Source organism: Kangiella sediminilitoris (genome assembly GCF_001708405.1).
Classification (GTDB): domain Bacteria; phylum Pseudomonadota; class Gammaproteobacteria; order Enterobacterales; family Kangiellaceae; genus Kangiella; species Kangiella sediminilitoris.
This window is the reverse complement of sequence record NZ_CP012418.1, coordinates 868,304-889,162: the sequence shown is the minus strand read 5'-3', so window position 1 is coordinate 889,162 and position 20,859 is coordinate 868,304. Positions and strand designations below refer to the sequence as shown.

16 protein-coding genes and 1 riboswitch are annotated in these 20,859 nt (G+C 43.7%); of the genes, 3 read left to right on the top strand and 13 right to left on the bottom strand.

Translation table 11 applies throughout. The features are described from left to right. The 7 genes from KS2013_RS04160 to KS2013_RS04130 form a co-directional block, all read right to left on the bottom strand. A complete protein-coding gene (locus tag KS2013_RS04160) occupies nt 1-588 on the bottom strand; it encodes an NAD(P)H-dependent oxidoreductase (RefSeq protein WP_068990147.1) in 588 nt (195 codons plus the stop codon). Between the two features lie 502 nt (nt 589-1,090). Further along, nucleotides 1,091-2,230 carry an ATP-NAD kinase family protein gene (locus KS2013_RS04155; RefSeq protein WP_156768961.1) on the bottom strand — a complete coding sequence of 380 codons (1,140 nt, stop codon included), beginning with the start codon at nt 2,228-2,230 and terminating at the stop codon, nt 1,091-1,093. Beyond that, nucleotides 2,218-2,802: an elongation factor P hydroxylase gene (locus tag KS2013_RS04150; RefSeq protein WP_083217861.1), complete on the bottom strand. Its 585-nt coding sequence runs from the start codon at nt 2,800-2,802 to the stop codon at nt 2,218-2,220. Before KS2013_RS04150 ends, KS2013_RS04155 begins: the two co-directional genes overlap by 13 nt. Next, on the bottom strand, nt 2,802-3,722 hold the full coding sequence (gene prmB / locus KS2013_RS04145) for a 50S ribosomal protein L3 N(5)-glutamine methyltransferase (RefSeq protein WP_068990143.1): 921 nt from the start codon (nt 3,720-3,722) through the stop codon (nt 2,802-2,804). The genes KS2013_RS04150 and prmB overlap by 1 nt, the downstream gene beginning before the upstream one ends. Beyond that, entirely contained in the window at nt 3,719-4,486 is a 768-nt protein-coding gene (locus KS2013_RS04140) for a lysophospholipid acyltransferase family protein (protein WP_228703727.1), read from the bottom strand. The genes prmB and KS2013_RS04140 overlap by 4 nt, the downstream gene beginning before the upstream one ends. Nucleotides 4,487-4,567: 81 nt before the next feature. Further along, nucleotides 4,568-5,056, bottom strand: a complete 489-nt coding sequence (locus KS2013_RS04135; RefSeq protein WP_068990137.1) for a SixA phosphatase family protein — start codon at nt 5,054-5,056, stop codon at nt 4,568-4,570. Further along, nucleotides 5,056-6,069 carry an adenosine kinase gene (locus KS2013_RS04130; protein WP_068990133.1) on the bottom strand — a complete coding sequence of 338 codons (1,014 nt, stop codon included), beginning with the start codon at nt 6,067-6,069 and terminating at the stop codon, nt 5,056-5,058. Before KS2013_RS04130 ends, KS2013_RS04135 begins: the two co-directional genes overlap by 1 nt. An 87-nt stretch (nt 6,070-6,156) precedes the next feature. On the opposite strand from KS2013_RS04130, the gene KS2013_RS04125 reads away from it, so the two are divergent. Next, nucleotides 6,157-7,008, top strand: coding sequence for a 6-pyruvoyl trahydropterin synthase family protein (locus KS2013_RS04125; RefSeq protein WP_068990130.1), 852 nt, complete (start codon nt 6,157-6,159; stop codon nt 7,006-7,008). A gap of 41 nt (nt 7,009-7,049) precedes the next feature. Here the strand turns inward: KS2013_RS04125 and KS2013_RS04120 are convergent, their stop codons facing one another. From KS2013_RS04120 to KS2013_RS04110, 3 genes are read right to left on the bottom strand one after another with little or no spacing between them, the layout of a single operon-like run. Further along, nucleotides 7,050-10,448 (bottom strand): AsmA family protein, encoded by a 3,399-nt coding sequence (locus KS2013_RS04120; protein WP_068990124.1) that lies wholly within the window; start codon nt 10,446-10,448, stop codon nt 7,050-7,052. Nucleotides 10,449-10,474: 26 nt separating this feature from the next. Then, nucleotides 10,475-11,293, bottom strand: a complete 819-nt coding sequence (gene xthA / locus KS2013_RS04115) for an exodeoxyribonuclease III (RefSeq protein ID WP_068990122.1) — start codon at nt 11,291-11,293, stop codon at nt 10,475-10,477. A gap of 5 nt (nt 11,294-11,298) precedes the next feature. Next, a complete protein-coding gene (locus KS2013_RS04110) occupies nt 11,299-13,137 on the bottom strand; it encodes a M61 family metallopeptidase (RefSeq protein ID WP_068990120.1) in 1,839 nt (612 codons plus the stop codon). 103 nt (nt 13,138-13,240) lie between these two features. On the opposite strand from KS2013_RS04110, the gene KS2013_RS04105 reads away from it, so the two are divergent. Continuing rightward, the gene (locus KS2013_RS04105) at nt 13,241-13,603 is read left to right on the top strand and encodes a hypothetical protein (protein ID WP_068990117.1); all 363 of its coding nucleotides are present in this window, start codon (nt 13,241-13,243) and stop codon (nt 13,601-13,603) included. Here the strand turns inward: KS2013_RS04105 and KS2013_RS04100 are convergent. The 3 genes from KS2013_RS04100 to KS2013_RS04090 are packed head-to-tail and all read right to left on the bottom strand — an operon-like array spanning nt 13,600 to nt 16,706. After that, nucleotides 13,600-14,127 carry a DUF6580 family putative transport protein gene (locus tag KS2013_RS04100; RefSeq protein WP_228703726.1) on the bottom strand — a complete coding sequence of 176 codons (528 nt, stop codon included), beginning with the start codon at nt 14,125-14,127 and terminating at the stop codon, nt 13,600-13,602. The two genes, KS2013_RS04105 and KS2013_RS04100, sit on opposite strands and share 4 nt — an antisense overlap. Next, nucleotides 14,127-14,705, bottom strand: coding sequence for a cob(I)yrinic acid a,c-diamide adenosyltransferase (locus tag KS2013_RS04095; RefSeq protein ID WP_068990114.1), 579 nt, complete (start codon nt 14,703-14,705; stop codon nt 14,127-14,129). The genes KS2013_RS04100 and KS2013_RS04095 overlap by 1 nt, the downstream gene beginning before the upstream one ends. Before the next feature lie 12 nt (nt 14,706-14,717). Further along, nucleotides 14,718-16,706, bottom strand: a complete 1,989-nt coding sequence (locus tag KS2013_RS04090; RefSeq protein ID WP_083217782.1) for a TonB-dependent receptor — start codon at nt 16,704-16,706, stop codon at nt 14,718-14,720. Between the two features lie 70 nt (nt 16,707-16,776). Beyond that, a riboswitch (cobalamin riboswitch) is annotated at nt 16,777-16,951 on the bottom strand. Nucleotides 16,952-17,209: 258 nt separating this feature from the next. On the opposite strand from KS2013_RS04090, the gene metH reads away from it, so the two are divergent. Beyond that, nucleotides 17,210-20,830 carry a methionine synthase gene (gene metH / locus KS2013_RS04085; RefSeq protein ID WP_407656669.1) on the top strand — a complete coding sequence of 1,207 codons (3,621 nt, stop codon included), beginning with the start codon at nt 17,210-17,212 and terminating at the stop codon, nt 20,828-20,830. Nucleotides 20,831-20,859: the final 29 nt, after the last annotated feature.

Below are 20,859 nucleotides of genomic sequence, written 5' to 3'. Positions count from 1 at the left end.
TTAAGCTCCCTCTAATGAATCAGGTTGGGAAGTGCCATTCTCTCTTCTATAGACCGACTCTACCAACTGCTTTATGTAGTCTCTATAGCGAATTGCCTCTTTTTCACAAGCACTATGACTGAGGGTTTCGGAATCATACATAATGAAGGGTTCGACGAACGACATTCCGCAAAAGTCTGCAGTCTGTTCAAAAGGACGTAATAACTCTCTGGCAGAATAGTTATTAAAACCGTGTGGGGCATAACTATCTTTAGCAGCGCCTGCAGTAATTGCATTTAACCAGTATCGTCCTGCTAACTGATACCCCCCCTCGCCATAGGCAAAGCCCTCTGAGAGCACCTGATCTTGCCACTCTTTTAACAATGATGGTGAGCTATACCAATAAAAGGGATGCTGAAAAATAATTATATTGTGCTCGAGTAGAAGTTTCTGCTCTCGCTTAACATCAATAAAAAAATCAGGGTACTCTTCGTATAAGTCATATACTTTGACATAATCAAGATCTTTTACCGCCTCAAGCATTGCCTGATTAGCCCAAGACTTTTCTAATACTGGATGAACTAAATATAGTAGAACTCTGCAGCCCATCTTCCCCTCTTCACTAGCGTGACTATAGCTGATTTATTGATTGTGACTTACTATGTTGAGTCTACACAAGTTCTTGTAAAAAAAGAAATTAACTTTAGAAATATTAGAGCTGATTTAAACACATTTTAGGTAGGCAAAATAAAAGCGGCTAAAGCCGCTTCTGAATATAGGATGAGTCCGTCCCACTTTTTCCTTTTATCCAACCTTGGATGATAATTCCGTTTAATTATGTCCTTTATTATTATTCCGTAATTCGATTTGTAGATAGTGCGTTCTCCCTGAACACGAGAGGTACTTTATCAAAACAGGCGGGGCTGGCAATCACATTATTTATGGAGAATTGATTAAACAAATTGAGAGCTCCAAAAAATATCATTATTTTTCAATGACTTGAAAAGATTCATTAAAAATACAGGAATAAAACCGGTAGACTTTTCAGCCTATGCTCACCACTTTGTAAGAGATCTCGCACAAAGTGATGGGCGAAAAGAGCAGTAATACACTACTGCTCGATGCCAACTGGGTACAGCACAAAATCCTGATAACCAGTGATAACCTTTATAACCCCTGCAAAGTGCTGATTGACCCTGGGGTTATCGCTGTCGACGATAAGGGGACGCCCTTCCAACTCTTTCAACTTAGTTTTTGTAGCAATGATAGTGATATCATCTTTGGTTAAAAACGACAGGACTTCCGAGCTAAGCTGCTGATTGCCACGACCAATGATGTGCCCCTGGCCACCTATCACTGTAATAATGACTTTTACTCGCTTAGGATGTTCTTTAAGTAACTTAAGAATATCCGACTCTGTCATATCGCTTTCAATTACAGCTCCTTGATGAACGCAATCAATTCCTAACAAGGTATTCTCTAACCCCAAAGACTCCATCACAAAGGCGCACGTTGAACCTGAACCAATGAGGTAATAGTAGTCATCTTCCATGTTTTCGATAATGTAATCAGCGATGTCCTGTAAAACCAACTCTTCGACTTCCTTACCTCCAGATTTGGTGGCCTGTACATATCGATGTTCGGCCGGAACCTGCATTTCTCCATATTGCTTGGCACGAACCACACCTTTTCTAAACGCTTCCTCGTCAATATCCATTACTGAGGTTTCCAGCAAGCTAACAAGCTCCTGATTTATCATTTTCTCAATTACCAGACCGGCTGCGTGTGGGGTCACAGCATAAACGCCTGAATGAATTTTCACTCCGGCCGGTATACCCAGGACTGGAACCATCCCATCGACGGCTTCAAAAATGTTTCTTGCGGTTCCATCACCGCCTGCAAACATTAAAACTTCAATCTGTTTTTCATTGTCAGCAAGCCCTGTCATGATCTGCGCCGCACGGATGGTATCGTCAGAAGAGGAAGGAGCTTCGCTTTGGTGCACGACCTCAAACGAAAATCCCATATCCCTTAACAGATTTTCTCCCATATCACCCGATGCGGTAAGCATATGAATATGCTCACGGTATGGGACCAAAGGCTTTAGAGCCACTCTGGCTCGCTCAACAGCCTGAGGTTTCGCACCCCGGGCAAATGCTTCAGCACGAATATCCTGACCATCACTACCTTTTAGTCCAACCTTTCCACCGATGCCAGCAAATGGATTGATAATAAAACCTAAATTAAACATGATAATTTCTGAGGTAAACGAATAGGTTGATTGTGCCGATATAGACAGCACAAAAGCGAAATAATACGTTGCGCACGGGTTGGGAAACCATTAGCAAAATAGTTATTTAATTGAAGATAAACACTGTCACGAAAATACTCAACATCCTCTCTTGGAATATGATCAGCCTTAAGATTATCCAGACTGATACGAAAAGGAATATTGGCAGCGAGACTAAAGGCCCACTCTAAAGCCTGAGGTTTCTGCTCAACTTGGTAGAATATTGATTGCTGTTCCTTACTTCGTCCATCTGGTTCGTACCAGTAGCCATAATCGTCATGCTTACGACGTGCTTCCCCTGCGATACACCAGTGAGCCAATTCATGCAAAGCGCTGGAAAAGTAATCTTGTGTGGAGAAGATGACAGAGCATTCGCCGGCTTGCCGAGAAGCCTGATAAAAGGGCTCATCAGCGCCGGGCTCTAATACTGTCCCATAATCTTTAAAATGCCGATTAAAGTTTCTGGCAAAATCAAAGACACAAGGCTCCTGCGCAATGGATTGGCTACTCTTTAAAGGCTGCTCAAATAACATCAATCAACCGAGAAGTGGTCCTGTAATTGCTTTTTGGTTAATACGAAGACACCATCTCCACCCTGCTCAAATTCGATCCAGGTAAAAGGCACTTCAGGAAACACTTCCTCCAGCGCAGGCCAGCTGTTACCAACTTCGACAATCAGCACACCTTGCTCCGTCAGATAATGGGCCGCGTCTTCTAAAATCTTTCGAGTCAGATCCAGTCCATCAATGCCCGAGCCAAGACCGATCTCAGGTTCATGCTGATACTCCTGTGGCATGTCAGCCAGGTCTTCAGCATCAACGTAGGGTGGGTTAGACACTATCAGGTCAAATGTTTCGCCTTGTAACTGATCAAATAAGTCAGACTGTATCGATCGTGCCTTGTGATACAAACCTAATCTTTCGACATTGATCTCAGCCACAGTCAAAGCATCTTCCGAAACGTCAGACATGACAACGTCTGCATCATCAAGATAGGCAGCAATTGCCAGTCCAATGCAACCACTGCCGCAGCATAGATCTAAAACTTTAGGGTTATCAGCCTCAAGCCAGGGATAAAAGTCGTTATGTATCAGCTCAGCAATGGGCGAGCGAGGCACTAGTACACGCTCATCAATGTAAAATTCAAGGCCAGCAAAATAGGCCTTATTGGTGATATAGGCCAGCGGTTTACGCTGAGTCACTCGGGTTTCAATGGCATGTATCAAGTGCTTTTTTTCTTCACTCAAAACCCTGGCATCTAGCATACTTTGCGGATAATCGGACGGTAAATCGAGCATCTGCAGAACCACAGCCACAGCCTCATCCCAAGGATTATCCGTTCCATGACCAAAGTACAAGTCTGATTGATGGAACTGTGTCGCTGCAAAACGAATAAAATCCGAAATGCTGGACAATTCAACTTCTGCCTGCTGATAAATACTGGGTTCGCTCATGACACTTCCTCCCTTAGCAGTGTATCTAGAGAATTATACACTAAATCTCTTAGTTCATTGCGCTGTTCAACCCCAAAGTTTCTACAGTCGATCGCTTTCCCGATATTCAAAGTGACTTCCTGGTTCAACCGCATATGCAACCATTTCTTGTTAGGTAACACCTTATAGATATCCTGAATCGCCACAGGAATTATCAGGGCATTGGTATCAATCGCTAAACGTATAGCTCCTTTTTTCAGAGGTATAAGTTTTCCTGTTTTGGACCGTGTACCTTCTGGGAACATACAGATTCGGATACCGCTTTCCATTTTTTCCTTTGCCACGGCCAGATCTTTTATCGCCTGCTGACGATTTTGCCGGTCAACCGATAAAATTTCAGCAGCTTTCATAGCACTGGACAGCAATGGAACTTTAAACAGTTCTTTTTTTGAGATCATACGAATACTGCCCGGTAAGGCAGCAAAAATTAAAGGAATATCGTAAGCGCTGGAGTGGTTGGCCAGAATAATAACTCGACGCCCCTCCTCAACCTGAGATTCGAAATCTCCCTTTACTGTCCACTTGAGTTTAACCCGCTTGACGAGGCTCTGTCCCCAGCGATGTATAACACGATCAACCTTGGGTCGTAATGACTCTGGATTTTTCTTAGAGAATAAAGCGTGGTACAGCGTCAGTAATGAATACTTCCCTGTTGAAGCGATCGAAATGACGATCACCCACATTATCCTGAAGAAATTAGCTTTTTCTGCTTTTGATTGTTCCACGGCAACTGTCACGCAAACGTCATAAAACCGCAATGCTAGCCATTTTTCCTATGGACTTCCAGTAATATTAACGATTTAAACTCAGGAGTCAGTGTCATCCGGGCTGCAAAAGATCACCTTTCGGGCTTGCTGAGTCCCGCTTTCAAGCTCAACCGACAGACATCCCATAGCTGAAGTAGGGAAATATTGCGACTCACCACCTAGCCACGCGGCCCATAAGTTAGACACCAGGGGCATATGACTGATCAGTAGAGTCGTACCCTGTGTCGTCTGCTCAACAAAAGGAATGGTTAAATCGGGATTTGATTCCGGTGAAATGAGAGGCTCGGTTTGACGTTGCCAACTGGCTTCAGTCAATTCCTTCAGAGTAGCTTCAAAGGTATCAGCTGTCTGCTGGGCTCTTAATATAGGACTTACCAGTAGTGTGGATAACCGTTCGTCCTGTTGTTTTAACTGTTGAGAAAACCAGTGTGCCATTTTTCTGATGTCCTGGTGACCAGAATCAGATATCTGACGCTCCCCATTAATATAGGGAGCATCACCGTGCCTCATGATCCAGATTGTCTTCATTAGCCTAGATTAAACTCTTTCTGCGCAAACTGAACCAGCTCATCTACGGCTTCAGGCTGTAAACGAGGACCAAATTGAGTTACCAGATGAGCCGAAGCAAAGCTGGCCAGCTTCCCTGTTTCAGCCCAGCTTAAGCCATTGGTAAGACCAAACATAAAGGCGCCGGCAAACATATCACCCGCACCGTTTGTATCCACAGCCTTAACGTTAAACGGCTGAATGTGGTGCTCATCTTGCCCATCAAAGCTCAAGGCTCCTTCCTTACCAAGTGTAATGATGACCTGTTTCGCTTTCTGAGACAAAATAACCAATGCCTTCTCAATGGTGTCTACGCCTGTAAACTCAAGAGCTTCATCATGGTTACAGAATAACAGGTCAACTCCGCCATCCAGCACCTGCTCGATTTCATTTTTGAAAAAACGAACCATATTTGGATCGGATAACGTTGTTGCTACTTTGACTCCGTTATCTCGTGCAAAATTTCTCGCCTTAATTGCCGCCTGATGTGCTTCTGGAGAGCTCACCAAATAACCTTCGATATAAAGGAACTGACTATTATCCAACGCCTCGAAGTTGATATCTTTATCTTTTAGCTCACTGCTAATACCAAGAAAAGTATTCATGGTACGGTCGGCATCAGGGGTAATCATGACCAGACATTTACCGGTTTTGCCATGATTATCTTCCAGGTGGAGTAACGTGTTTGCTACACCTGCACTATTGAGGTCATTCGAGTAAAACTCACCGGCCTCATCTTTTGCCACTTTGCAGGAGTGAAAAGCTTTGCCACCGAGCTGCGCTAGTGCGATCACACTATTTGCTGCTGAACCACCAGAGGCTCGCTGGTGGACTTTACCTTCCAGGTGTCCAAGCAAATAGTCATGACGCTCTTCATCAACCAAAGTCATCACGCCCTTTTCGACGCCGAGACGCTCTAGTTCAGACTCTTGTACTTCGACTTCAATATCGACCAGAGCATTGCCGAGTGCATACAAATCATATTTTTTTGTCATGGTTAAAATCTTGATTAGTGTTTGCACCGATTATGCTATAATTTGACCTAAGATTAAACGTAAACCACTCATCGTTAGTGAAACACTATGCCTGCATTATTTGTTGATCAACTCACTGTCATTGATTTCGCCTTCTTCGATACCCACCGGGGAATAGTCGGCGAAAGCTGGATCGTCGATCTTGTTCTGGAGGGTGAACTTGATGATCAGGGCATGGTATTTGACTTCGGAGATGTTAAAAAGCGTATTAAACAAGCCATTGATGCAACAGTCGATCATAAGTTTGTCGTCCCAGCTAAAAGCGAACACGTTTCATCAACCACTAATGAAAAAGGGATAGAGTTACGTTTAACCGATACCTCAGATAACCGTTATTATCATCAGTCTCCGGAGCAGGCTGTTGTCATGCTGGATGCTGATAAGGTTACGATGAAAGCCGTTTCAAAAGTTTTAAACCAGGCTTGCCTGAACGTTGTCCCGGAAAATGTTGTTAAGATCCACCTTCATCTGAGCACTGAGTCCATTGAAGGCGACTATTATCACTATGCTCATGGTTTAAAGAAACATTTAGGTGACTGTCAGCGAATTGCCCATGGGCATCGCTCTCAAATACATGTTTTCAAAAATGGACAACGCAACAGGGAGCTTGAGGCTCTATGGTGTGAGAAATGGGAGGATATCTATATCGGTACCGAAGAAGATATGGTCGGTACTGAACATGAAGATCCCAATGACTACTACCGGTTCGCCTACACCAGTGAGCAGGGTCACTTTTCTCTGGAACTACCTCAGCACCGCTGTCACATTATGAAAAGTGATTCTACGGTTGAGCTGATAGCTAACCATATTGCGAAACAATTAAAATCGATAGAGCCCAATGCCTCTATTCGTGTGAAGGCTTTTGAAGGGGTAAATAAAGGAGCTATCGCCAACGCCTAGCCCAACTTCAAAGCCTGGCAATCGCAATTGCTCTACTCTAACTATTCAAGGTTGTTTTTATCTTCGTCCTCACCCTGATCTTCATTAATTATCTGACGTCGATCTTGAGGAATAATTTCAACACCTTCTTTAGGATGAGGTACAACACCTTTATACACTGATGAACAGGCGCCGCCAGTCAGTAATCCAACGCCCTGTTTTATTAAACCAATCACAGAGCCTGTAACGGCATCAAACGCTGCGGTGAAAGTTTCTACCTCGGGTGAGGATAAACTGCCATTAAGAGTTTGACCGTATTCACTACATCCTTTTTCATTGATGACATCAAACTCAAAGTCGTTAAATTCCTGCTTGGCAAGATTAATCTGACCATTAAAGGCAAAACGGTATTTACGGGTGGCAGCAGCAACGTCTTTAGTTGTTAGTACGCCATCTTTTAAACTCATTTCAATATTCAGAGCAGATATCAAAGTATCTCCTTCATCTGCTCCAAGCTGACTCACCGTGTCCTGTAAGCTAACTCCTTGAGAAACTAAGAGCCCCAGTGGCCCCGCCAATAAGAAACCACCAATATCCAGTAACCCAAACTTCTGACTATCGAGAAAGCTCCGTAATATCTTATTAACATTTAATCGATGTATCGTTACTGGAGTCTGATTTTTTACCAGAAGGCTACCATCAATACTGGAGAAGATACTGTCTTGGGTCAGCCCATCAAATACAAGCCCAATATCTCCGTCTAACTGACCGGACATTGTTACACTGCGCTCTGTAGCTGGCTCAAAGAGTTTACTGAGTTCCAGATCATTAAATTTGGAAATAAATGTCGACTTATACGGTTGCTGACTAAGCTCAATGGTCCAGTCAGCCTTCAATGGTGTCTCGTTAAAAATAAAGCGTAAGGGCTGGACGCGGATTCTCTGGTCACTCTGTACAGCAGTCACAGTGAGACCACGAATATCATTTTGATTTTGCTTAATATGCTCGACTCTTAGCGCTATTAACGCAAAGGCGTTTTCCAGCTGCGAACTATACCACTGTTCTATGGTTTGAAAATTCTTAGCCAGCATAAGCTCGGTTGCACCAAGATATAGGTTATTTATCTCGCTAAGCTGCTGTTCCTCGCCAACCTGACGCGAGACAGTGACATCAATATTTTGTAGCTTCAGATCACCCACCTTAACGGTTCTAAATGCGAAGGGGCTCTCATCAAGAGTCTTCTTATCAGACGTCAGCTCGTCATCAGCTGGTACTACTGTTAATGTGAGATCCGCTGAGCGAGCCGTCAGTGAATCAAGCATCAAATCCTGATTTTGCAGGTTGCCCCGTGCTGCTATCCCCCTAACCTGGCCTTGTGGTAAATCCAGCTGCTCTAGACGTATATCCATTCGATTTGAGGAACGGGTCATAAACTGCTGTGGTTCGGTGATAAAATTACCGTCTTTAACCAAAGGCAAATACTGTAACTTGATATCAGCACCTGTCACTACATAATCTTCTTCTGCCTGACGATAAGATAGGTTAGTGTTGTTGAGTGTTATATTCTGCAACTCAATTGTATTAATGGGCAAAGACTCCGCAGAAGAAGCAGTATATCCTCCCTCAGGAGCAACAATACTTATGTCTGCTCTTTCAAGATCCAACCTGCTTACCAGAGCATTTTTGTCCTCAATCGTGGACTGTAAGAATAAGCTACCTAACGTGCCCTGAGGCAACTTCAGAGAGGAAGCGTCAATAGTAATATCCGATTGTTTCTGCCATTGATTTGGCTTTGCGATCAGCCACTCGGACTGTCCGTACACTGGAAGATTAGTAGCATTGAACTTTATTCCGCTACCTGCATAGTTTTGCTCATTCGCAGTAATATCAAAGCCAGCGCCAGTAATAGATACTGAGTCGATTGATATACTATTGAGTGGAAACGTGGAACTCTCAGTATCTGAACCTTCAGACTTTTTCTCGTGACTGACCTCACTGACGTATTTGATTTCTGGCTTTTCAAGATTCAGTTTTTTTATGGTGACATCTGAGCCCGAAGCCATTATTTGAGATGCAACGTTTTCAACTCGCCCATAGGCGCCTTCATACTGCGCACTGTCGAGTTGTACGTTGCTTGAGCCTGAACCGAGATCCAGAGACTGATCGTCGAGGACAAATCGATTATTTAAAATAAAGGGAATAGTCTTCAGCTTTAAATCCACATTACTCACTCGGTGAGTCTGCGCTCCCCGGGCAACCTCCACCGTTCCACTCTCAATACTCCCATCAATTAAGGTCGCTGTTTCAAAAGGTAAGAAAATAGAGGTGTCTGTTGATGCTTTAGCTGCTTCACCACTGCCTTCCGTGTCGCTGATACGGACGACAGGCTTAATCAGTTTAAACTTTGGAAATTGGAACTCACCATTGTTTAAAGCTCCTTCAAGTTCAAGACTGTCATAACCCAGAAGATCTGACTGAAAAACCTTAGAGCTGACAGTGAAATGGCTATTTTGCGTTTGATAGAATTCAGGCCAGTCTAACCACAGAGCCTTTTTATTTTTAATTAATAGCAGCTCATTGAATTGAGCCTCAACAGCTCTAATGGAGATGGTTTCTTTATCCTGAATGGTTAGATCCGTTTTACCAAGCATCACCCTTCTAATCGTGACATCAGAAAACGGCAAATCCAGCGGCTTTTCAGAGCTATTGCTATTTGGGACCTGAGCCTGCTGACTGTCCGAGTAATCCAATACATTAATGGTGACCTCTGACTGTCCTGAAACAACGTCGTCAATAATCAGCTGCTCATTCTCAATATGAGCCTGCAACTGCAGTTGATTTAATTGACTCTTATCAGACTTAACTGCGCCTATTGTTGCTTCTACCTTAGTAGTGCTGGCCTTTACCAGCCGACTCAAATCCTCAAACAGTAAAAAGCCCTCTTCTGCCACTGGCAGATCGCGAATTTTTACGTTGGCATTTTGAACGATCAGATCCAGGCCATCCTCATAGACGAAGTCTAAATTATTAATATCAATGGCACTGACATTGATAAAGTCAAAAAATAACGAAGAATCGCCTTCCTCGGATGATTTACCTTGCTGGGTTTTAAACTCGAATGGGTATCTTAATTTAGCCTGATTTAACTCGACCTGCTGTACGGTCAACCGACTTGACCAGAGTTCACTGTAATCGAGCTCGGCTTTGAGGCTTTCGAACTGAATGAAAGGATTGTCTGCAGGGCCAATGACACTGGATTCGATGTTGATGGTACCACTGAGAAGAGAAACATCCAGCTCACCAACTTTTGCTTCGACTCCCAGGTTTTCTGTGATGTAACCTTCCAGATAGGATTCTGAGTTAACGAGATATACAAGAAAAGACACTGCCAGAAACAGCAAAACAAACAGGCCAGATAATACCCATATAATTCGTTTTAACCATTTCCAGCTTTTTGTCATTTCCAAATCCCTCTTTGGCTAAGAGACTATTTACCCAGGTCGAACTCCGTCCAGACAGGTGCATGGTCAGAAGGTCGTTCCATGCTACGGATATCATAATCTATATCTGATGCCACCGCTTTTTTATTTAACCAATCGCAGGCGAAAATCGTATCGATGCGTAGTCCTCTTTTAGGATCTCTTTCGAAGCCCCGGCTACGGTAGTCAAACCAGCTGAACTTATCATCTTTGTCTGGATTGATCGTACGATAAGTATCATACAGCCCCGTGCTTAATATGCGCTGAACCCACTCACGCTCTTCAGGTAAGAAACTGCATTTACCTTCGCGAAGCCAGCGCTTCCGATTTTGCTCGCCGATACCGATATCAATATCAAGCTGCGACACATTAATATCACCTAGAACGATGGTCCGGTTAGCCTCTGCTTCCTGATCTTCCAGATAGGTGTAAAGATTTTCATAGAACTGCTGCTTATATGGAAACTTGGTTGGATGCTCTCTATTTTCACCCTGAGGAAAGTAACCATTTAAAACCTTAATTGTTTCTCCATTATAATCAAAGGTTGTTATTATCATCCGACGCTGAGCATCCTCTGGCTCATTAGGAAATCCTTTCTCAACTGAAATAGGTTTTTTCTTACTGAATGTTGCAACGCCATAATGCGCTTTTCCACCATGAATCTCTATGTGATAGCCTAAATGCTCATACATATCGAAAGGAAACATATCGTCATGTACTTTAGTTTCCTGAATACAAATTATGTCTGGGTCATGCTTCTCGATCAAAGCTTCTATTTGATGAACCCTTGTACGAATACTGTTGATATTAAATGTAACTACTTTCATTGTCTTTATGTTCCAGGATTATGAATTTTTAACCAAGCATTAAAACGTGTTTTATTATCGTCGAAGTTCTCAGCATAAGTAATGTAGGCAGTATCACACTCCGCAGGCTCTAATACCACCTCAAACTCCATCAGCTCATCTCGTCTAAACGCCATAATTGAAACTGTTTCTCCGACTGGAACCTGCTGTATCTGACCATCGAAACTATCCGCAGATATCATCAGTCCATTCAAGGCAATCAGCTGATCATCTGCTGAAATACCAGCTTTCCCAGCTGCGCCATCAGCATAGACATTCTTCACTCTAACGCCTGTAGCTTTCTTTGTGTATTCAATGCCCAAGTCAGCCAACGACTTATTTTCAGGCATAACTTTCTTAAAGCTGCCACGGTCATTACGCTCAACTCTCGGCAAAATACGCAGTTCCAGTCCCACCTGCTTTAACAAAGACTCAGTAGGCAATGAATCAGTGCTGTACAGAGCAGTGTCAAAGAACGACTTCATATCCTGATGTGCTGACTGGGGTACTTCCTCAAGTACTAAACTCTTAATCGTGTCATTTTCGACACCTTTCTGTACACTGCCGTATTCCAGCCAGAGACGTCTCATAATATCTTTTAGCGACTTATCCCACTGAGTTGCCTGTCTGATAAGCAGGTCCAGACACAGCGCTACTTCAGCGCCCTTAGTATAGTAACTGACGACCGCATTAGGTGCATTTTCGTCTTGCTTATAAAATTTTGTCCAGGCATCAAAGCTGGAATCAGTGACCGTCTGTATATAACGTCCCTTCGAGCGTCTTACCGAAGTTATCGTTTTCGCCAAACGGGTCAAGTACTCATCAGGACTGATCGTCTCAGTTTGTGCTAAAGCCAGATTATCGTAGTAGGACGTTATACCTTCAAACGCCCACAAAAGTTCAGTGTAACTCTCATTTTGTGTGTCGTAGGGTAAGAACTCTGCTGGTTTAATGCGTTTAACATTCCAGGTATGGAAATACTCATGTGAACATAAGTCCAGGAAAGTTTGATAATCATCTTTAACACTATCTTTATCATCTGCCTCCAAAGGCAAGTCTTTACGGCTACAGTGCAGTGCAGTGGAGTTACGATGTTCCAGTCCGCCAAAACCATCACCAAGGACATAAGTCATGAAAATATAGCGATCCATCGGAGCGGGTTCGCCAAAAAACTGAATATGATGCTCGCAGATATTTTTTAAGTCTGTCGCAAGACGCTCACTATCAACCCGATGTTGGCCCGTTAACGTCATATAATGTGGCACGCCACAGGCCTCAAACGATATCAAATAAAAATCTGACATTTCTACTGGACAATCAATCAGCTCATCATAGTCAGCAGCTTGGTAGCGTCCAAAGGCAAATTCTTCAGTCCCCTCAACCGGCTTCAATCCAGTCGCCAGTCTCCAGTGGACATAAGCTTCGCCACTAGGGCGACTGATATCAACAGAGCAAGTTTCATCTTCTCTACCATTAACGGCGAGGAACATGCATGTACCATTAAAGAAGCCATGGGTTTGGTCGAGATGAGCCCCCCTGACTGATAAGTCCCAGGCATAAACGTGATAGGTGATGACAACTTTTTCATCAGTTTGGGGAAGTAACCAGGAAGACTTATCCAGTCGCTGTAAAGGGATCTCTGCTGATGCTGTCTTCGCTTTTATCCACTGGATATGTTTGGCAAAATCGCGAATCATATAACTGCCTGGGATCCAGTTGGGCATATACAGTTTTTGCCCAGAACTATCTTCTATCGGATCAAGGTGGAGTTTAACTTCAAACAGATGAGCCTCAGGGTTGACCGGATGAATCTCGTAATGAATCATAGACTAGACTTTTCGCCATTAGCGATGTAGATTTTGGTTTGCGTTAATTATAGAGAAATCACCACCAATTTGCAGGGTTAACTGCAAAAGTCTGTTAAATCTTATGGCACACTTGGAATTAGAACAGTTAACTGAAGAACAACGGTTAAAAATTACCCAGGGAATCGTAGATGATCTTGTGAGAGCCCTGAATTTAGGTAATTACTCTTTGATATGGCGATATCTTAGTGATGATCTTGCCAATCGGCTGGACGAGAAGGCTTTTAGAGAGCTGCACCAAAAGACTTCTGAGCAGTTTCAGAATTTACAAGCTCCCAAGTTACAGCAAACAGAGCTCACACCTTTGCAACTGAACCAATGTTGGCATCTTGAGTCTGAAGCCGATATTACCGCTGAGCTGGCATTATCTTTTGTTCCCATTAAGGAATTCCTGGCTATCAATCGGCTCGACATCAAGCCAGTCTAATGGCTGGTCAGGAACTTCACCGATACCGCCTTACTGAAGTACCAGTAACTGACAAAAAGAACACCATTAAAAAGCAAGTCCCCAAGTAGGGTTCTCTGAAAAAAAGGAATTGCCATGGTGTAGCACGTTACCAACCCTTCCCATGAATTGGGGTAATAATCATTTACCCACCAGACTCCGAAATTTGTGACCACAAAGAAAATAATAGAGCCACACGTAGATGCCGCAATCACCTTCAGTGGTGAAACCGACCGTCTCAATAAAAATCCGATAGACACTGCCAGCAAAATAGCAGCATAGACAAATACCATGGTTGCGTGAAACCCAAGAAAGATATCGGCCATCAGCATCGAAGCAACTGGAATAACAAATGCTAACCACTTTTTATCGAAGTATGTACCCGCAAATAGCCCCATAGCCATGACCGGAGTGACATTAAATGGATGAGGGAATAATCGGTACAAACCTATCGCAACAATAATTGCGATCAAACTGAATGTTTTAACCTGAAGTTTACTCATCATTAATTACCCGTATTTCGTTGCCACTGAGGCTCATTTAGTGAATTGATTCTTCCAAGTAGTCTGGCAACGACAAACAATGCATCTGACAAGCGATTTAGATACGCTAAAAGATTGGAGGATAGCCTATCTTCCTGGTGTAAACCCACCACGCTTCTTTCAGCTCTGCGCGCCACGCAGCGGGCATGATGCGCCTGTGCTGAAGACCAGTTTTGACCCGGAATCACAAACTCTCTAAGTGGCGGAAGATTCGCATTGTGAAACTCAATAAAATCCTCAACAAACTGCACTGACTTTGCAGTTACAAAAGTATTCTGCGGAGAGGCCAGCTCTCCCCCCAGGTTAAATAACTCATTCTGAACCTCAATGCAAAAATGCTCGACCTGTTCGCGAACCTCACTGTGCCTATGATCGATAGAGCCAAGCGATACCTTTAATAATCCGAGTACTGCATTTAGTTCATCCACATCACCAATAGCTTCAACTCTCAATGATGCCTTACTCAACCGCTCACCGGTAGCGATGCTGGTTTCCCCAGCATCACCCTTTTTGGTTGTTATCCGAGTTAATCGCTGTGTCATGAACTATCTCTCTCAAAATTGATAACTGAGTTTAACATAGGCATATCGGCCGGACGCTGGATAAAAACCGTTGAACTGAGCATAACTTATATAGTCTTCATCCAGTAAATTATCGACCCTAAGTCCCAGACCAAATGTGTCCAAGCGCCAGTTAAAAGCAGTGTTGACCAATGTATAGTCATCAATAGGCTCAAAACTATTCGCAAGATCACCTTCCTGGTAACGCTCTCCACGGTAATTAACTTCAAGATACCAGTTTGCAGCAGGATTCAGCTGGAAATCAAACCAGCCATTAGCTGAGTGTTTTGATACCCCAGGTACCGTATTATCGTTAATATCGTTACGGCTGATATCAGCGTCTACGTAGTGATAATTCAGCCCTATTTGCCATCTTTTATTTAACTCTAGCTGATAGTCTATCATGGCCCCTAAGCGTTTGGAGTTGCCACCGTTAACGTTAGCCCCGGGAAAAAATGCACCCGCAGGTGGCGTTGAACTTGGGTCAAAAAATATTTCACCTTCCAGCTTTAGCTCATAACCTGACAGGGACAGAATTCCGTACTCACTGGCTCCCTCCCAACCTAACTCTATGGATTGACCAGTTTGTGGTTCCAGTCCGGTTACACCTTCAGCGGTATAAGCTTGCTCGTCTACTTTAGCGAAGCGGAAATTCTTACTGTAGCGCAGGTATGACTTGCTTTTATTCGAGTATTGCCGAATCAGGCCGATATCATAAGCGTGTGCAGAGTTTGTTAGCTTAACCCCTTGAGGATACAGAGCGGCGTCCGTTAATCTATCCTCAACTTTGGCAAGGCGCCACGCCAACTGTAAATCCGTTCGATTAGAAAAGGGAAATAATAGCTGAGAATAAAAACTATGAACCTGCTGATCATTTGCCCGCCCGAGTAACGAGAAATCATAACTCGCATCATCTATATCTATACCATTGGTCCAGTCAATACTACCGCTGTCAGTAATAAACTGCCCTTTTAACCGTGGGTAAATACTCAACTGCTCACGTTGCGTTTTATTGACTGTATTTGTTGGAAAGTTTAGGAAACTGTTGACGCTATCAATATCGGAATCCACATAATTTATATCCAATGCATAGGTCCAGTTTTGATCAATAGTTTCCTGGCCAAAAACTCGTAATACATCTTGCTTACTGTCTACATAATCGTTCTCAAACTCAGGTCTTGAGAAAGTTGGAGAGGACAGTTCAGACTCAAGCAATGCACCTGGTGTATTAAGTTTTTCATCATTGGAGTTATACTCAAACAGCCAGTCTGACTTCTCGGTAAGATAGTTAAACTTCAACGCAAACTGTTGCTGCTCTTGCTCGTTATGTTGACGGTAGTTATCCGTTTCCAGATAGTTACCACTGAGTAATACCGACCAGTTTGGGTTTAACTCTCGGCTTAAATTAACGTTACCCTGAACGGTACCAAAATTTCCCACCAGCAGATTAGCTGTCGAATCTTTTGTCTGGCCTGAGCGGGTAATAATATTTATCACTCCGGCTACAGCCTGATCGCCATACAAAGCACTGGCTGCCCCTCGAATAATTTCCACACGCTCAATATCAGAGACTAAAATGGACTCCAGGTCTGGCGCTGCTATGTCCGTGTAATTGAGTCGACGGCCATCCACCTGGATTAAAACGTTATTAGTGGACTGCTCTGCTGAAATACCTCGCATACTGACGATAGTTTTTCCGCCCGTTGAGGACAGTTGAACTCCAGACACGTTACGTAGCAGTTGAGCCAACTGTATGGCGTTACTGCGCTCAATATCTTCTTTCGTAATCACGGTAATGCTGGTTGGCAAACGAGCGGACTGCTCTTTAAATCGTGATGCGGTAATGGTTACCGTTTCTTCTTTATTGCCGTTTTCCTGTTGCGCGAAAATAGGTAATTGGCCTAGTCCCAAAGCGCTACTGACTATTGTTGTAACCAAAGCTTTTTTATATAAAGACCCGGTTGCTGATGCTGGCTGTGTCATTACTGATTCTCTTCATCCCAGCGGGCATTAATTTCATAATTATTGTTAATTGAGCTGGAGCCCACCGATCTGCTCAATATCTGTCAGGGCCGGTCTCCGGACTTATAAGCAATGGTTAACTCTCCTTCCCAAGCAAAGCTCAGTGGACCATGAGAAAACCTTCTTAATTACCGTTGCGGGGGCAGTACCAGATTTACACTGATTTCCCGATTAATCTTTGCAGAACCCTGTCAGCCAATAATTACCATTCGTCTTAGGTTGCGGAAGTTTAATAATTTGCAGAGAAATAACCACATAATGGTTCACCCTTCCCCAAGCTGGTGGTATTATAGCCATAACAAACTTTGGACGTCTATACTTCTTTACTTTCTTTGTTATACTTTATGGGTATATCAAAGTTCAGATACTGAACCGTCCCATCAAAAAAATGTTGGCAATAGATAATAGTGACTAAAACAATCAGAGAACTGCTAAAAGAAAAAATTCTGGTATTGGATGGAGCCATGGGAACCATGATCCAGCAATATGAACTGGATGAAGCAGATTATCGTGGTGAACGATTTAAAGATTGGCACTCCGATGTAAAAGGCAATAATGATCTTTTGAGTCTGAGCCAACCCAAAATTATCAGTGATATTCACCAGGCATATCTTGAGGCTGGCTCTGACATCATTGAAACAAACACTTTTAATGCAACTCGTATTGCCATGGCTGACTATGATATGCAGGAGTTATCAGCCGAAATAAACTATGAATCAGCTCGTCTTGCTAAAGAAATCGCGGAACGATTTTCAACTCCTGAAAAGCCCCGGTTCGTAGCTGGAGTACTCGGCCCTACAAACCGCACCTGTAGCATCTCACCTGACGTCAATGACCCGGGTTTTAGGAACGTCAGTTTTGATCAGCTGGCAGACGCTTATTACGAGTCAACCGATGCTTTGGTCAAGGGCGGTGTCGATCTGCTACTGATCGAAACCATTTTCGATACCCTCAATGCCAAGGCGGCAATTTATGCTGTAAAAAAATACTTTGATGATCACAGCGTAGAACTGCCCATTATGATTTCGGGCACTATTACTGATGCCTCTGGCAGAACCCTGACTGGGCAAACGACAGAAGCTTTTTATAATTCCATAAGGCACGCCAACCCCATTTCTATTGGCCTTAACTGTGCACTCGGTCCAAAAGATTTACGTTCCTACATTAGCGAATTACATCGTATCAGCGACTTCCACATATCTGCCCATCCTAATGCCGGATTACCTAATGAATTTGGTGGCTATGATGAAACACCGGACGATATGGTTCGAGAAATGATGCAGTGGGTTGATGAAGGCATGATAAATATCATCGGTGGTTGTTGCGGAACAACACCAGAGCATATTGCCCACTTCGCGAAAATGGTAGAAGGCAAAAAGCCGCGTCAACAATTCAACCGGAAGAAAAAATGTCGGTTATCGGGACTCGAGCCCTTAACCATCGATGATGACAGCTTGTTTATCAATGTCGGTGAGCGAACTAATGTTACCGGCTCCGCCCGTTTTCTGCGCCTGATAAAAGAAGACGACTATGAAACCGCGATCGAAGTTGCTCTACAGCAGGTTGAAAATGGTGCTCAGATCATTGATATCAACATGGATGAGGCGATGCTGGATTCTACTGCAGCCATGCAGCGTTTTCTGAATCTCATAGCTTCGGAGCCAGACATCAGCCGGGTACCAGTAATGCTGGACTCCTCAAAGTGGGAAGTTATTGAGGCTGGCCTGAAATGCATTCAGGGCAAAGGAGTCGTCAACTCCATATCGCTTAAAGAAGGCGAAGATATATTTATAGAACAAGCCAGGTTAGTACAGCGCTACGGTGCGGCAGTCATCGTAATGGCTTTTGATGAGCAGGGCCAGGCTGATACTTTCCAGCGAAAAACTGAAATCTGTGCTCGGGCCTATAACATACTGACGGAACAAGTGGGCTTTGACCCGTGTGACATTATTTTCGATCCAAACATCTTCGCCATTGCTACGGGCATCGAAGAGCACAACAACTATGCTGTCGACTTTATTGAAGCGACAAGCTGGATAAAACAGAACCTGCCTCACGCCATGATTTCCGGTGGGGTGTCCAATGTCTCTTTCTCATTCCGTGGTAATAACAAGGTTCGCGAAGCGATTCACGCCGTATTTCTCTACCATGCCATTAATGCGGGTATGGATATGGGTATCGTTAATGCCGGTCAGCTTGAAGTTTACAGCGAAGTACCTCTCGAGCTGAGAGAAGCGGTAGAAGATGTTGTTCTTAATCGTAAAGAAGATGCTACCGATACCTTGCTGGAGCTGGCAGAAAACTATCGTCAGGATGGTGCACAGGAAAAGAGTAGACAGGATTTAGAGTGGCGCAGCTGGGAAGTTAACAAGCGATTACAGCATTCATTGGTTAAAGGTATTACTGAATTCATTGATGAAGATGTCGAGGAGTCTCGACAGGGGTTTGAACGACCGCTTCACGTGATTGAAGGACCCCTGATGGATGGCATGAATGTGGTCGGCGACTTGTTTGGCTCGGGTCAGATGTTCCTGCCCCAGGTGGTAAAGTCTGCTCGTGTTATGAAAAAAGCCGTCGCCTATTTATTCCCTTTTATGGAAGAAGAAAAGAAACGATTAAACCTAGCTGATAAGCCTAAAGGCAAGATTGTTATGGCTACGGTTAAAGGCGATGTTCATGATATTGGCAAAAATATTGTTGGCGTGGTTCTTCAGTGTAACGGCTACGAAGTGATCGATCTTGGGGTCATGGTTCCCTGTGACGATATTCTGGATACAGCAGTTAAGGAAAACTGTGACATTATAGGTTTATCGGGACTCATCACTCCTTCTCTCGAAGAAATGGTGCATATTGCCAAAGAAATGCAACGTCGCGGGATGGATTTACCGTTATTGATTGGCGGAGCTACAACCTCAAAAATTCATACGGCAGTAAAAATAGAACCACAATATGAGCATGCCACCCTTTACGTTGCGGATGCATCACGTGTGGTCGGTGTTGCCAGCAAACTATTAGGTGATGACAAAGATGTTTTTGTGAAAGAAAACAAAGACGAGTATGAGCAGCTACGAATCCAGCGCGAGCAGCGAATGAATAAGAAATCGCTCACATCAATAGAAGACGCTCGTGACTATAAAACTGATATTGAGTGGAACAAAGAAGATATCGTTAAGCCAAGCTTTTTAGGCACTAAAGTCTTTGATGATTATCCGTTAGAAGATTTGCTGGATAGGATCGACTGGACGCCCTTCTTCCGCTCCTGGCAATTAGCTGGCAAGTTTCCCAAGATTTTAAAGGATGAAGTAGTCGGTGAAACAGCGACCAAGTTATACGAAGACGCGCAGGCCATGCTTAAGACTATTATCGATGAAAAGTGGCTAACGGCGCGGGCAGTAATCGGCTTTTTCCCCGCAAATTCAACTGGCGACGATATTGAAGTTTATTCTGATGAAGACAGAGCTGAAGTAAGCTATAAGTTGCACCACCTGCGTCAACAAAAACAAACGCGCAAAGGTAAGTTTAATCACTGTCTATCGGACTTTATTGCACCGAAAGAAACACGGTTACAAGACTACATCGGTGGGTTTGCGGTCACCGCGGGTATTGGCATTGATGAACATGTTGAACGCTTTGAAAAAGCACACGATGATTACAACTCGATTTTATTGAAGTCACTTGCTGATCGCCTGGCCGAAGCTTTTGCCGAGAAAATGCATGAACTGGTTCGAAAAGAATACTGGGGTTATGCCAAGTCGGAGGATTTAGATAACGAGGCATTAATTTCAGAAAAATACCAAGGTATCCGCCCTGCCCCGGGCTATCCCGCCTGTCCTGATCATACGGAGAAAGGCACCCTTTGGGATATGCTCAAGCCCGATAAAACTATCGGACTTAATATCACAGAACACTTCGCCATGTACCCTACGGCTGCTGTTTCCGGCTGGTATTTTGCCCACCCGGAATCAAAATACTTTGGTACAGGTAAAATTGAAAAAGATCAGGTTGAAGATTACGCAAAGCGAAAAAAATGGACGCTTGAAAAAGCTGAGCAATGGCTGGCACCATCGCTTAACTATGATCCATAAAAGAAGGCTGCTTAGAGCAGCCTTTTTAG

Coding starts and splice junctions, on each gene's coding strand:
- KS2013_RS04105 (WP_068990117.1), top strand. CDS start 13,241: ATGGCACACTTGGAATTAGAACAGTTAACTGAAGAACAACGGTTAAAA.
- KS2013_RS04160 (WP_068990147.1), bottom strand. CDS start 588: ATGGGCTGCAGAGTTCTACTATATTTAGTTCATCCAGTATTAGAAAAG.
- KS2013_RS04095 (WP_068990114.1), bottom strand. CDS start 14,705: ATGACACAGCGATTAACTCGGATAACAACCAAAAAGGGTGATGCTGGG.
- KS2013_RS04135 (WP_068990137.1), bottom strand. CDS start 5,056: ATGAAGACAATCTGGATCATGAGGCACGGTGATGCTCCCTATATTAAT.
- KS2013_RS04155 (WP_156768961.1), bottom strand. CDS start 2,230: ATGTTTAATTTAGGTTTTATTATCAATCCATTTGCTGGCATCGGTGGA.
- KS2013_RS04110 (WP_068990120.1), bottom strand. CDS start 13,137: ATGATTCATTACGAGATTCATCCGGTCAACCCTGAGGCTCATCTGTTT.
- prmB (WP_068990143.1), bottom strand. CDS start 3,722: ATGAGCGAACCCAGTATTTATCAGCAGGCAGAAGTTGAATTGTCCAGC.
- KS2013_RS04120 (WP_068990124.1), bottom strand. CDS start 10,448: ATGACAAAAAGCTGGAAATGGTTAAAACGAATTATATGGGTATTATCT.
- KS2013_RS04130 (WP_068990133.1), bottom strand. CDS start 6,069: ATGACAAAAAAATATGATTTGTATGCACTCGGCAATGCTCTGGTCGAT.
- KS2013_RS04150 (WP_083217861.1), bottom strand. CDS start 2,802: ATGTTATTTGAGCAGCCTTTAAAGAGTAGCCAATCCATTGCGCAGGAG.
- xthA (WP_068990122.1), bottom strand. CDS start 11,293: ATGAAAGTAGTTACATTTAATATCAACAGTATTCGTACAAGGGTTCAT.
- KS2013_RS04090 (WP_083217782.1), bottom strand. CDS start 16,706: ATGACACAGCCAGCATCAGCAACCGGGTCTTTATATAAAAAAGCTTTG.
- metH (WP_407656669.1), top strand. CDS start 17,210: ATGGGAACCATGATCCAGCAATATGAACTGGATGAAGCAGATTATCGT.
- KS2013_RS04100 (WP_228703726.1), bottom strand. CDS start 14,127: ATGATGAGTAAACTTCAGGTTAAAACATTCAGTTTGATCGCAATTATT.
- KS2013_RS04125 (WP_068990130.1), top strand. CDS start 6,157: ATGCCTGCATTATTTGTTGATCAACTCACTGTCATTGATTTCGCCTTC.